Below are 12,644 nucleotides of genomic sequence, written 5' to 3' on the forward strand. Positions count from 1 at the left end.
GGACGGCCTCCGCGGTCTTCGCCGGCGGCGGGGGGTTCGCCGAGGCGGGTGCCCTGGCCGGGGATCTGTTGACGTCGTTGCGGACCGTGCGTGGTGTTCCGGTGCCGGAACGCGTGGGAGAGCTCGTCCGGTCGCCGGCGGCCGAGCTGGTCACCGGCGCCCACGCCCGCGCTCCGGGGCCGTGTCTGCTGACGGTGGAGATCCGTGCGGAGGCGGTCCGGGTCACCGTGTGGGACAGCAGTCGCACGGTGCCGGGCTCGGAACCGCGTCGGATGGGCCGGCACACGCTGGAACTCGTGCCGGCCGCGTGCCGCAGCTTCGAGGTGTGCCGGGAGCCGATGGGCAGGCGGATCACCGTGACCGTCGCGCCGGCCGAGAATCCGGACGGGGACGCGGTCGGCCGCGCGTCGAGATGAGCCGACGGGTCCCGTGCGCGCGCCACGCCGCGGTGGCCGACGGCGGTGCGCACCGGCCGCGGTGGACCCGTAGGGAGGGCGGCTCGGCCTCCGCGGTGAACCGGTACGGCTGGGCGGCTCAGCGGGCCTCGTCCAGTGCCGGGAGCAGGCCGGTGAGGGAGTCGGCCCGGCAGGTCGGCGGGCGCATCGCCCGGGGGTACGGGGCGGTGGACCCGCGACTGATCCAGGCGGTGGAGAGTCCGGCGCGATCGGCGCCGTCGATGTCCCAGGGGTGCACCGAGACGAGCATCAGCCGCGCCGCCTCCACCCCGGCCCGCCCCACGGCGTACGCGTAGGAGGCACGGCCCGGTTTCCAGCAGCGCGGTCCCTCGACGTCCAGATGGGCCTGGAAACAGCCGGCCAGACCGGCCCGGCCGAGCACGGCCTCGGCGGTGGAGCGGGAGCCGTTGGTCAGGGTCAGCATGCGGTGCCCGGCGGCGTGCAGGGCGCGGACGCCGTCGGCGACGTCCGGGTGCGGTGGCAGTTCCGGCAGGCCGGCCAGGATCTCCCGGGCGGCGGCCGCGGGGTCGCCGTGCAGACCGTCGAGCCCGGTCAGCAGTGCGCGCAGTCCGTCCTCGGCGACCTCGGCGAACGGGGCGTGCGCGCCGGTGGACGTGAGGGCGAAACCGTCCCGCAGCACCCCCGCGAACCAGACCGGCAGCAGATGCTCCGGGGCGCCGACGGCCCGGAACCGGGGCCGCAGCGCGGTGAGGTCGAGCAGTGTCTCGTTGACGTCGAAGAGCAGAACGTGCCGCTCGTCGGCAGTGACCATGGCCGGCCTCCGGGGTGAGTGCGCGGGTGCGGGGTTCCGGGTGTGCGGCTCAGTCTCCGTCAGCGGCCGGGCATGTTCGAGGCGACGGACGGGGCGAGATGACCGGCCGCTTCCCCGCCGTGACGGTGTCGCACGGTCCGTGTGTGCGACGCTGGGTGGAGGATCTCGTTCCCGGGCGCGCGGAGGTGGAGGCCGGCATGGACTGGCGGGTATTCGCACAGCGGATGGCGTCGTTGGCGCGGGATCTGCTGGCGCAGAAGTCCGTGGAGGACACGCTCGCGCGGATCACCGGGGCGGCCACCGAACTGGTGGAGGAGTGCGACGAGGCGGGGATCCTCCGCCTGCGCGGAAAGAAGGTGGACTCGCTCGCCCCGACGGGACAACTGGTCGTCGACAGCGACCGGTTGCAGGAGCGGCTGGGCCAGGGGCCCTGTTTCGACGCCGCCCGCACGAAAACGGGGGAGCGGGTGTACCGCATCCAGGACTTCACCAAGGAGCAGCCCCGCTGGCCCTCCTACGCACCCCGGGCCCATGAACTGGGCGTGGGCAGCATGATGGGTTTCCTGCTCTACACGGACGACGAGGAGCTCGGGGCCCTCGACCTGTACTCGCGCAGGCCCGGCGCGTTCACCGAGGACGCGGAGACGGCCGGCTGGCTGCTGGCCTCGCACGCCGCGGTCGCCTTCTCCAACGCCCGCACCCACGCCCAGATGGAGCAGGCCATCAGCACCCGCCACCTCATCGGTGAGGCCATGGGGGTCCTGATGGGCAGCCGCCGCCTCACCGAGGAGCAGGCCTTCGACGTACTGCGCCGCTACTCGCAGGAGAACAACGTCAAACTCCGCGAGGTCGCCCGGCGCGTCAGCGAGCAGGGCGCCCTTTAGAGGCATCGCAGGCCCGCGGACCGGCGGACCGGCGACCTCGCGGTTCCCCCGGCTCGTTGTCCGAACCGGGGGAACCTGAGCCGGCCCGGCCCCCTCGGGGAACGCCGCCGTTCCGGCCTGCCCCTCAGGTAACCCGACTCGCCCCACTCATGCGGCCCCCGGACACCGTGAGTGGAAGGAGGGGGGCGGCGCCCGGCGCACGTCGTTCCGTGGCTCGCTCCAGCGGGCGCGAGATGCGGCGCGGCGGCACATTACCTGTCGGGTGCGGCGGCTGGCCCGTACGGGACACGGACGAATGGCCGGGCTGACCGTGCCCTCCGCGTCGCAATCGTCACCGGCACCGGCACCGGCACCGGCACGGGCGCGGGCGCGAGCGGAGGAGAGGCGAGCGGCACACCGGTCGTCGCCGCGCTGGCGGACCTGTGGGAACGGAACTGCGTCGGCACCGATCCGGCGTGGCGCAAGCGCTCGCGGCGGTCTACGCGTCCTTCGCGGAGGCGACCGTCCAGCAGGCGCGGTGGCGGGAGACGGGCCACGAGCCGTCGACGGAGGAGTGCGTCCACCTGCGCGGGCAACCTCACCGTCGCTCCGCTGCTGCTGGTGGCCGAACGGCTGCGCGGCGCGTGGCCCCCGGCGGACGTCCTGCACGAGGTGTGCGCGGACGTCGTGGCCTGGACGAACGACCTGAGGGACGCCGGGCCGCGGCCGGCGGCGGGCGAGGCGACGCTGGTCGACGTGCTGGCCCGGGAGCGCACCCTCGGCCGCGGAGAGGCGGCGGCGCTCGTCCGGGAGATGACCGCGGAGCGGCTGGACGACTTCGAGAGGGCCGCCGGACGGCTGACGGCCCGTCACGCGCACGCGGAGGACGTCCGTGCGCGGATCGACCGGGTCCGCACCTTCCTGTACGGCGCGGTCGCCTGGCAGCACGAGAGCGGACGCTACCGCGCCGGCCTGGTGCTGGAGACGGCACTGCTGCCGGCCCTGCTCCGGGTGCGCGGCAGGCACCCCGAGGAGCAGCGCGAGCTGACCGCCTGGCTGGACGGCAGGCGCGAGGGCGCCGACCCGCTCGACGGCCTGCTGATCGACTGCTGCCTGCGCCCCCACACGCTGCTGGCGGACGCGGCCACCGCGGCCCGCACCGTGACCGGCGGGCCGGGCACGGGGACGGCCGGCCTCAAAACGGCCGGTCTCGGGACGGTCGGCGTCGAGACCGCCGGCAGCGAAGCGGAAGGCACCGGCGTCGGCGGCCGTGGCCGGCTCAAGCGGAGCATGCCGCACGCGGTGCTGCACCTCCTGGGCGGCCTGCGCCTCACCGGCGAGGACACTCCCGCCCCGATGCCCGCCCAGGGGCTGCCCACCTACACCACGGTCCACCTTCTGGCCGTTGGGTCCTGTACGCCCAGGCCACCGGCTACCCGCACGCGGTCACCACCGGCGAGCGCTTCCACCTGGCCGACCTGCGCCCTCGGCGGCGCGGTCGCCGACCGCCCCGCGCACGCCACCGCCTTCCCGCACCGCTCCGCCGTCGGCGTCGTCCAGTACCACTCCTACTGGCACCAGTTCACCGACCGCGCGCACGTCGACCGCAGACGGAACCGGCTGCGCGAGGTCCACGCCATCCCCCAGGCGGTCACACCCGGGCCCACATCGCGGCCAGTCCCGTCGAACTCCGCAGCCGTCTGAACAGCCGTCCGAATCTCAAAGCCCTCTGAATTCGCGTCACTAGCGTCCGGCCCATGGTGCGCGACTACCTCATCGTCGGGGCCGGACCGGCCGGACTTCAACTTGCCGCTCTGCTGGAGCGCGACGGGCGCGACTACGTCGTCCTGGAGCGGGGAGGTGCGCCGGGGACGTCCTTCACCCGGTATCCCCGCCATCGGCAGCTGATCTCGAACAACAAGGTCAACACGGGTTTCACCGACCCGGAACTCAACCTGCGCATGGACTGGAACTCGCTGCTCAGTGACGACCCGGACCTGCTCTTCACCCGGTACAGCGAGCGCTACTTCCCGCCCGCGGACGACTTCGTGCGCTATCTCAAAGACTTCGCGGAACGCACCGGCATACGCGTCGAGTACGGGACGGAGGTCGTGTGGGTCTCCCGCGCGGACGGTGTCTTCACCGTCCGCGACGGCGACGGGCGTACCTGGCAGTCCAGGCGGCTGGTCATGGCGACCGGTGTCTCCCGGCTCTACGAGCCGCCCGTCCCGGGGTTCGAACTCGCCGAACGGTACGACACCTTCGACACCGACCCGGTGTCGTTCACCAACCAGCGGGTGCTCGTCATCGGCAAGGGGAACTCGGCGTTCGAGACCGCCGACAGTCTCATCGAGAAGGCCGCGGTCATCCACGTCGCCGGACCCCACTCGGTCAAGCTCTCGTGGAAGACGCACTACCTCGGGCATCTGCGCGCGGTGAACAACAACTTCCTGGACACCTACCAGCTCAAGTCGCAGAACGCGGTCCTCGACGGCACCGTGGAGAGCATCGAGAAGGCCGACGGCGGCGGCTTCCGGGTGCTGCTGCGCTACACACGGACCACGGAACCCCTGCGTGAGCTGCGCTACGACCGGATCATCGCGTGCACCGGCTTCCGCTTCGACGCCTCCGTCTTCGACGAGTCCTGCCGCCCCGCCCTCGTCATCAAGGACCGGTTCCCCGAGCAGACGTCGTCCTTCGAGTCGGTCAACGTGCCGGACCTGTACTTCGCCGGCACCCTGATGCAGCAGCGGGACTTCAAGAAGTCCACCAACGGCTTCATCCACGGCTTCCGCTACGCCACGCGCGCCCTGCACCGCATCCTGAGCGCCCGCCACCTCGACACGCCCTGGCCGGCCCGGACGCTCGAGGCGACACCGGAGGCGATCGCCGACGCCGTCATCGGCCGCGTCAACCGCTCGTCCGGTCTGTGGCAGCAGTTCGCGTTCCTCGGCGACGTGGTCGGCGTGGACGGCAACCGGGCCGTGTACCAGGAAGAGGTACCGCTCGACTACGTGGCCGACGGCGGCCTCGGGCCCGCCCCGCACCGGTTCGTCGTCGACCTGGAGTACGGCGAACACGACGAGGCCGACCCGTTCGACGTGAACGTCCCGCGCGTCCTGGAGAACGACGTCGACCACGCCGGCGAGTCCACGTACCTCCACCCCGTCGTCCGCCACTACCGGGACGGCGTGCTCGCCGGGACGCACCACATGGCGGAGAACCTGGAGAACGAGTGGAACCTGCCGACGATCCACCGGACGCCGCTCATCGCCTTCGTGAGGAAGAGCCGTGGCTGAGCAGTTCCCCGGCCCCGTACTCGACCTCCTGGACGCGGCGGGCGACCGGACGGTGTTCGAACACGCCGGTCGGGAGGTCTCGGGGGCCCGGCTCCTCGGCATGGTGCGACGCGCGGCGCACGGTCTGCGGGAACACGGCGTGGGGCCCGGCGACGGCGTCGCCATGCTGCTGGGCGTCGGCCCGGGGGCGTTCGCCGCGATCCTCGCCGCCCATGTCGTCGGGGCACGTGTCGTCGGCGTACGGCCCGGACTGACGGAGCGGCAGCGGGAGCACCTGCTGCGGGACGTCGACGTGCGGGTCACCGACCGGCCCGGTGACATCCCGGGGGTTGGGCTCGTCCTCGCGCTCGACGACCTGCTGTCGGCCCCGGACGACGGCGTCCGGCCGCGGATCTCGGCCCGGCCCGGGGACGTCGCCCGGCTGCTGCACACCAGCGGCAGCACCGGCGTACCCAAGGCGTGCGCCCAGACCTACGCGTCGATGACCGCGGGCTGGGCGCACCGGCCGGACGCCTGGCCGCCCGCCGTGCGCGCACTCGCCGGCCGCCTGGGCCGGTTCCTGGTCTTCGGCACCCTGGCCAGCCAGGTGATGATGGAGTACGGGCTGCTGGCCCTCGCCGCCGGCGGCACCCTCGTCACCGCCGACCCGCCGGACCTCCCCGGCGCCCTGGTGCGGCACCGGGCGACCGCCAGCGTCATCACGGTCGCCCGGCTGACCGCGCTCGTGGCCCACCAGCGCGCGTCGCCGGTGGACCTCGGCGGACTGCGGGCGCTGATGGTGTCCGGATCGCCGCTGGAACCGGGGCGGCTGCGGGAGGCCGCCGAGGTGCTCGGGCCGGTCGTCTTCCACGGCTACGGGCAGACCGAGACCGGCATGATCTCCATGGCCACCCCGGAGGAGCCGGCCGGCTCCCTCGGGGTGCCGCCCGTCGACGTGGAGGTCCGCGACCCCGCCGGCCGCCCGGTCCCGCCCGGCACCGACGGCGAACTGTTCGTCCGCACCCCGTCGCAGAGCTCCGGCTACTGGAAGGAACCCGCCCTCACCGCCGAGGTGTTCACCGACGGGTGGGTACGCACCCGCGACCTCGGCCGGTTCGACGCGTCGGGCCGGCTGTGGCTCACGGGGCGGATCCGGGACGTGATCATCGTCAACGCCAACGTGTACTACGCCGGGCCCGTCGAGCGGCTGCTCGCCGGTCATCCCTCGGTGGCGGAGGCATACGTCGTCGCCGTGCCCGACGACGCCACGGGCGAGGCCGTCCACGCCTTCGTCGTCCCCGCGCACGGTCACGTCCCGGACCTCGGCGAACTGCGCGCGCTGGTGACGGCGGACCTGGGGGAGGCCTGCGCGCCGACGCGGCTCACCGTCATCGGCGAGGTCCCGCTCACGGCCGCCGGGAAGCCGGACAAGCGGCGTCTGGTGGCCGGGAGTTAGGGCCTGTGGGGGGAGTCCCGTCGTCCGCCCGAAGGGCGCCCGACGGGACTCCCCCCACAGCCGTCAGTGGGCCGGGCCGCCTCCCGGAGCGTCCCCCGTTCCCGGTGCGGGCGGTGCGGGCGCCGCCGGCCCGCCCGGTGCCGCCGCGTTCTTCTCGGCCGCGACCGCCTCGTCCCGCACCAGCTCGTCGAGTTCGTCGTCCAGCCGGACCGTGACGTCCTCGGGCCCCGGGCCCGCGGCGCGCGGGTCGCTCCCGCGCAGGGCCACGGCGATTCCGGCCAGGGCCGTGGGGAGCGCGACGAGCACCGCGGCGGTGCGCATGCCGCCCGGGGCGGAGAGGATCAGCGCGACGAGCGGGGGACCGAAGGCCCCGCCGGACTTCCCGACCGCCGCGGCCCAGCCGCCGGCGGTGCCCCGGATGGCCAGCGGGTAGACCTCGGCCGTGTAGGGGCCGATGAGCGCGATGACCCCGGCCGTCCCGGCGAACAGCAGCATCACGGCGGTCAGCAGCACGGTCCGGCCGCCGTCCATCCCGACGGCGGCCAGCGCGAGCAGGGCCACGACGGTGAGCGCCGCGTAGGCGACCATGGTGCCCCGCGCCGACCAGCGCATGTAGAGCCACGCGGCCACCACGCACGTGGGAATCGACAGCAGCGAGGACAGGAAGAGCAGCGTGGCGGCGGACATGCCGTGCGTGTGCGAGGCCTCCAACTGGCTGGGCAGGAAGGTGATGAACCCCCAGTAGACGAGGCCCCAGGCGAGCGCGTAGCCGCTGACGACCAGTGTCTTCACCCGGTGAGAGCGCTTGAACAGGGTCGAGGCGGGCACCCGCCGGGTGCGTGCACGCTGGGCGGTGAAGGCGGCCGACTCCGGTATCCAGCGGTTCAGCCCGATCAGGATCAGCACCAGCGGGAGCTGGGCGAACCACGCGATGCGCCACCCGGTGAGCGGGATGAGCACCGCGGCAAGGCCGGCGGCCGCCATGTAGCCGCCGGTGGTGGTGAGTCCGGCCTGGAGCACCATGATGGCGGCGCGCCGGCCGGGCGGCAGGCTCTCGGTCATCAGGGCGTAGACGACGGGCAGCATGCCGCCCGCCGCCATCCCCATCAGCGCGCACATGACCAGGACCCCGGCGAAGGTCGGCATGGCGCCGCACACCGTGGTACCGAGGAACAGCAGGGACGCGACGAGGATGGTGGCCCTGCGGCCGACGCGGTCCGCGGCGCGGCCCCCGGCGAGCGAGCCCAGTACCGTGCCGCTCAACGCCACGGTGGGCAGCCAGGCGATCTCGGCGGCGCCGAGGCCGAACTCGGTGCGCATGCCGGGCTGGATGAAGGCGAGGGTGGCCGGTTTCATCTGGTCCACCATCAGGGCGAAGCTCAGCACGCCGATGAGGCGGTGGCTGCTCGCCCGGCTCACCTCCGCCGGGGGCGGGGCGGGGGCGGCCGCGGGGCCCGTGCCGGGCGGCTGCACGACGGAGTACCCGGAGATGACGACGCCCACGACGATGGCGGCCATGCCGAGCCACATCACCCATGACATCCCCATCATGGCCATGTGGAAGTCCATGGACGCGGAGTCGACGAACATCCACACGTGCTGGCCGACGCCCGCGCAGGTGAGGGCGACACCGGTCCAGAACAGCAGCGGCCTGGGTATCAGCGAAACCGGCTGGACGGGCAGGGTCAATTCCCCACCCCGCCCACCGCCGGAGCGAACTCCGTGGGAGTCATGCGTTACCTCTTTCCGGAGGGGGGACCGGGCAGCCGCCGGCCCGCCGTTCGTCGAAGTACCGTGCCGCCGGGCGCAGTCGGCGGGCGTGCAGCACCATGACCGTGCCGAGCACCAGCTGGCGTACGCCCCGGGTGACGTCCTCCACCCCGTCCCGCAGCCGCACGAAGTACCGCAGGGCGTCCAGCCCGCGGCGCCGGACGGGCAGGCCGCGCGGGATCAGCAGGCAGGGCGCCCGGTGCGGGATGGAGCGGGTGTGCGAGGCCGTCGAGTCCAGCCGGAACCGGCCGAGCACCTCGCGGACCGCCGCGCGCAGCACGAGCGGCGAGAGCCGCCAGGCCGGGCAGGGGCGGTTCCTCGCCACGCCGTACGGGATGTGGTGCGCGTCCTTGGCGGCCGGCCGGGCCCAGCGGTCGGGGTCGAACTCGTCGGGCCGTTCGTAGCCGGTGGCGTGGTAGTCGGGGTAGCTGAAGCACACCACGGAGCCGGCCGGCAGCACCGTGTCGTCGTCGAGGGGGATCTCGCCGGTGGTGATGCGGTGGGCGATGCCGAACAGCGGGTAGCGCCGCATCGTCTCGTCGAGCACCTGCGTCAGGTACCGGTCGTCCGCCGGATCCGCCGCGACGCGTTCCTGCACGTGCGGGTGGTGGGCGAGGGCGAGCAGGACGTGCGCGGTGGCCTCGGAGAGCTGTACGACGGCCGTGTTGAAGAAGGTCCCCTGGAGGTAGTGCACCTGCTCGGGGAGCGACAGGGAGGCCGGGAGGCGGTGCGGCACGTCGCCGGCCGCGACCCGCTCGCGCAGATACGCCGTCAGCCGGGCCCGGCGGCGCGGGTGGCGCAGTCCGGTGCACTTCAGGGCGGTGATCACGTCGTCGGCGTGCGCGACGATCAGCTCGCGGGCGCGCGGCGGGCACGGCTCCTGGAAGACCAGCTCGTAGGCGAACGCCGCCCAGGCGGGCATCACCAGGTCCCGCAGCCTGACGAGGCTGACACGTGAGTCCGGCAGGGTGTCCAGGACCCCGGCGACGGCCCGGGCGGCGGCCGCCGTGAGGTCGGCCGCGCTTCCGGCGACGATGCGCCGGGTGGTCGCGGCGACGTCCTCGTAGCGCTCGCCGGGCTCCAGGTGCTCCTGGTGCACCTCGGGGCCCGGCGCCAGCCAGTACCAGAACAGGTCGGAGAGGCCCGCCCCCTCGCTGCGCCCGCTCGCGGCCGGGTGGGCGTAGACCCGCTCGAACACCTCCGGGCCGTGGGTGGCGTTGGGCAGGGTCACCGCGCGGTCGCCGTTGACCTTCTCGAAGATGCGGACGCGCAGGTCTACCACCGTGCGCGGCAGCCACCACGTCTCCGTCCGGCCGCTCACCACGCCCCGCCCTTCCGTACGGCCATGCCGGCCGTCAGATCGGTGTTCCGGCGCCCGCCGCACAGGGCGAGCGTGTGGTCGTACTCGTCCCGCAGCGTCGCGAGGACCCGCCGCACCCCCGCCTCCCCCTCGGCGGCCAGTCCCCACACCACGGGACGTCCGACGCCGACGGCGCTCGCGCCCAGGGCGAGCGCCACCGCGACGTCGCTGCCCCGGCGCACCCCTCCGTCGAGCAGGACGGGCACCCGGCCCGCGACCGCGCCGGCGATCGCGGGCAGGCAGTCCAGGGCCGCCGGGACGGCGTCGCACTGGCGGCCCCCGTGGTTGGACACGAGCACCCCGGCCGCGCCGTGCTCGACGGCGAGCAGGGCGTCGTCCGGATGCAGGACTCCCTTGACCAGTACGGGCAGTGAGGTGCCGCGCACCGTCTCCGCCAGGTCCTGCCAGCGCGGCTCCGAGGACATGGGGATGTCGGTGAGACCGCCCGGCGGGGCGCCGGGCAGGTCGCGCATGTTCTCCGCGGCGTAGCCGGGCGGCAGATCGGTGAACCCGTTGCGCAGGTCCCTGGCGTGCCGGCCGAACACCGGCGAGTCGACGGTGACCACCAGCGCCGTGCAGCCCGCGTCCTCGGCGCGCCGGACGAGCGCGGCGGTGACCTCCGCGCGCGGGTGCGGATACAGCTGGAACCACACGGCCGCGTCCGGGGCCGCCTCGCGCGCCGCGGCGGCGACGTCGGCGACGGCGGTGGTCGCGGCCGTCCCCGTCACTAGGACGGCGCCCTCGGCCGCGGCGGCCCGGGCGGTGGCCCGCTCGCCGCCCGGGTGCACCAGCCGGTGGAAGGCGGTGGGTGCGACGAAGACCGGTGCCGTCCGCGGTGCGCCGGGCAGGTCGACGGCGGTGTCCCGCGCGCCGCCGCCGCGCAGCACCCTCGGCAGCAGCGCGTACCGGTCGAACGCCCGCTCGTTGTCGGCGAGCACGCGCTCCTCGTCGGCGCCGCCCGCCACGTAGTCGTAGACGACCGGATCCAGCGTCTTGCGCGCGCTGTCGTGCAGTTCGCGGAGGGTCACGGCGCCACCGGGGTGACCGGGCTGCGGTGCGCGGCGAGGAAGGCGCGCAGCGGGGCGCGGTGGACCTCCTCGCTGTCCCACTCGTTCTCCAGGTTCTCGGTGAGATGGTGCTCGGCGACGAACTCGCCGTCCCGGTACCAGCGCACGACCGGATGCAGATAGCGGCCGTCCAGACCCGACACGTCCTGCTGGGACTTGCGGCCCGCGGAGACGTCGAAGGGGTCCACCAGATCGTGGTCCTCGCCGTACTCCAGGGTGATCACCGCGTGGGCGGCCACCTCGCCGAAGTCCCCGGCGCGCACGGCGCCCGGCACATGGGCGACGGGCACCTCCTCGGCGTAGCGCAGGCGGCCGTCCGGGGCGAGCAGCAGCAGGTCGCCGAGGACGGCGAACTGCTGCCACAGCGCGGAGGACCGGTTGACGCGGGTGATCACCGCGTCGACGGCCCGCTCGGTGTCGTCCCCGAGCACCGTCGTCGGCCAGGGCACCCCGTCGTGACGCTGCCGCAGCCCGCGGTGCAGGGCCCGCACCGTGTAGCGGAAGCCGTGGATGAAGCCGGTCGTGGCCTTGCGGAAGTCGCGGCCCTGCATCAGCGTCCCCGCGAAGTACAGCCCGGGCACGTTGACCGACTCGCCGAGCGGCGTCAGCGCCGGGAAGCGGTCGTCGACGATCAGGTCCGGCGTGCAGGTGTCGTCGAAGATCGAACCGTCGAACCGGAACCCGGTCGCGACGATCACCCGGTCGTAGCGGATCTCCTTGACGACCTCGTCGACCCGTTCGAAGGAGACCTGGACGCGGAAACCGTCCGGCCCCCGTTCGATGGCGAGCACCCGGCCGTCCAGAAGGGCGTTCTGCGACTTGAGCTGGTAGCTGTCCAGGAAGTTGTTGTAGACCGCGCGCAGATGACCCACGTAATGCGTCCGCCAGGCCATCTTCAACGAGCCCGAGCCGACGACGTGGATGACCGCCGCGGTCTCCATCAGGTTCTCGGCCGTCTCGAAGGCGGAGTTGCCGCGGCCGATGATGAGCACCCGCTGATCGGTGAAGGACTGCGGGTCGGTGTCGATCGTGTCGTAGCGTTCGGCCAGTTCGACGCCCGGCACCGACGGCAGGTTCGGCACGGGCATCCCGGTGGCGACCACCAGGTGCCGGGCCCGCCGGGCCGTGCCGGTGTGGTCGGTGACGGTGAAGCCCCCGGCGTCGCGGGTGACGTGTGCGACGGCGGTGTCGTACCGCACGCGGACCCCGGTGCGGGAGGCGAAGTCCGTCAGATAGCGCACCAGGTCGTCGGCCGGCGGGAAGTAGCGGGGGCTGTACCGGGTGAAGACCAGCTCGGGGTCGTCGCTGAGCAGGGAGTTCCAGTCCATCCGCAGCCGCAGCTCCGGGTCGTCGTACCCCGTGTGCACCTTGTTGTTCGAGATCAGATAGCGGTGGCGGGGGAACCGCGTGAAGAACGTACCCGGACCACTGCCACGCTCCAGGACGACGTAGTCCGCGCCGTCCCGCTCCAGGAGGGCGGCGAGCTGCAGCCCGGCGGGGCCCGCGCCGATGATCAGATAGTCATGGGTCGTCAGGTGGTCGGGTGTCGCCGGACGGCCATGATGCGTCAGCTGGTCATGGGTCATGTTCCGGAAGCTAGCCGGCGGTTTTCAGAGCGCTCTG

10 protein-coding genes are annotated in these 12,644 nt (G+C 73.5%); 5 read left to right on the plus strand and 5 right to left on the minus strand.

Annotated elements, in window-relative coordinates; genetic code table 11:
* Positions 1-113 precede the first annotated feature (113 nt).
* Positions 114-416 carry an ATP-binding protein gene (locus tag OIE12_RS33005; protein ID WP_329141623.1) on the plus strand — a complete coding sequence of 101 codons (303 nt, stop codon included), beginning with the start codon at positions 114-116 and terminating at the stop codon, positions 414-416.
* Between the two features lie 118 nt (positions 417-534).
* On the opposite strand, the gene OIE12_RS33010 is transcribed toward OIE12_RS33005, so the two are convergent.
* A complete protein-coding gene (locus OIE12_RS33010) occupies positions 535-1,227 on the minus strand; it encodes a haloacid dehalogenase type II (RefSeq protein ID WP_329141624.1) in 693 nt (230 codons plus the stop codon).
* A gap of 197 nt (positions 1,228-1,424) precedes the next feature.
* Here OIE12_RS33010 and OIE12_RS33015 point away from each other — a divergent pair, with 197 nt between their 5' ends.
* The 4 genes from OIE12_RS33015 to OIE12_RS33030 all read left to right on the plus strand — a co-directional run bounded on the left by OIE12_RS33015 (position 1,425) and on the right by OIE12_RS33030 (position 6,824).
* A complete protein-coding gene (locus OIE12_RS33015; protein ID WP_329141625.1) occupies positions 1,425-2,111 on the plus strand; it encodes a GAF and ANTAR domain-containing protein in 687 nt (228 codons plus the stop codon).
* Between the two features lie 600 nt (positions 2,112-2,711).
* Positions 2,712-3,794: a hypothetical protein gene (locus tag OIE12_RS33020; RefSeq protein WP_329141626.1), complete on the plus strand. Its 1,083-nt coding sequence runs from the start codon at positions 2,712-2,714 to the stop codon at positions 3,792-3,794.
* A gap of 53 nt (positions 3,795-3,847) precedes the next feature.
* Positions 3,848-5,389 carry an NAD(P)-binding domain-containing protein gene (locus OIE12_RS33025; protein WP_329141627.1) on the plus strand — a complete coding sequence of 514 codons (1,542 nt, stop codon included), beginning with the start codon at positions 3,848-3,850 and terminating at the stop codon, positions 5,387-5,389.
* Positions 5,382-6,824, plus strand: coding sequence for a class I adenylate-forming enzyme family protein (locus tag OIE12_RS33030; RefSeq protein ID WP_329141628.1), 1,443 nt, complete (start codon positions 5,382-5,384; stop codon positions 6,822-6,824). Before OIE12_RS33025 ends, OIE12_RS33030 begins: the two co-directional genes overlap by 8 nt.
* A gap of 63 nt (positions 6,825-6,887) precedes the next feature.
* On the opposite strand, the gene OIE12_RS33035 is transcribed toward OIE12_RS33030, so the two are convergent.
* From OIE12_RS33035 to OIE12_RS33050, 4 genes are read right to left on the minus strand one after another with little or no spacing between them, the layout of a single operon-like run.
* Positions 6,888-8,513, minus strand: coding sequence for an MFS transporter (locus OIE12_RS33035; protein WP_329141629.1), 1,626 nt, complete (start codon positions 8,511-8,513; stop codon positions 6,888-6,890).
* A gap of 40 nt (positions 8,514-8,553) precedes the next feature.
* Positions 8,554-9,915, minus strand: a complete 1,362-nt coding sequence (locus tag OIE12_RS33040; RefSeq protein ID WP_329141630.1) for a cytochrome P450 — start codon at positions 9,913-9,915, stop codon at positions 8,554-8,556.
* Positions 9,912-10,982: an alpha-hydroxy acid oxidase gene (locus OIE12_RS33045; protein WP_329141631.1), complete on the minus strand. Its 1,071-nt coding sequence runs from the start codon at positions 10,980-10,982 to the stop codon at positions 9,912-9,914. The genes OIE12_RS33040 and OIE12_RS33045 overlap by 4 nt, the downstream gene beginning before the upstream one ends.
* The gene (locus OIE12_RS33050; RefSeq protein ID WP_329141632.1) at positions 10,979-12,607 is read right to left on the minus strand and encodes an NAD(P)-binding domain-containing protein; all 1,629 of its coding nucleotides are present in this window, start codon (positions 12,605-12,607) and stop codon (positions 10,979-10,981) included. The genes OIE12_RS33045 and OIE12_RS33050 overlap by 4 nt, the downstream gene beginning before the upstream one ends.
* Between the last annotated feature and the right edge of the window lie 37 nt (positions 12,608-12,644).

The sequence above is a fragment of the Streptomyces sp. NBC_00670 genome (genome assembly GCF_036226765.1).
Lineage (GTDB): Bacteria > Actinomycetota > Actinomycetes > Streptomycetales > Streptomycetaceae > Streptomyces.

Coding starts and splice junctions, on each gene's coding strand:
- OIE12_RS33025 (WP_329141627.1), top strand. CDS start 3,848: ATGGTGCGCGACTACCTCATCGTCGGGGCCGGACCGGCCGGACTTCAA.
- OIE12_RS33010 (WP_329141624.1), bottom strand. CDS start 1,227: ATGGTCACTGCCGACGAGCGGCACGTTCTGCTCTTCGACGTCAACGAG.
- OIE12_RS33015 (WP_329141625.1), top strand. CDS start 1,425: ATGGACTGGCGGGTATTCGCACAGCGGATGGCGTCGTTGGCGCGGGAT.
- OIE12_RS33050 (WP_329141632.1), bottom strand. CDS start 12,607: ATGACCCATGACCAGCTGACGCATCATGGCCGTCCGGCGACACCCGAC.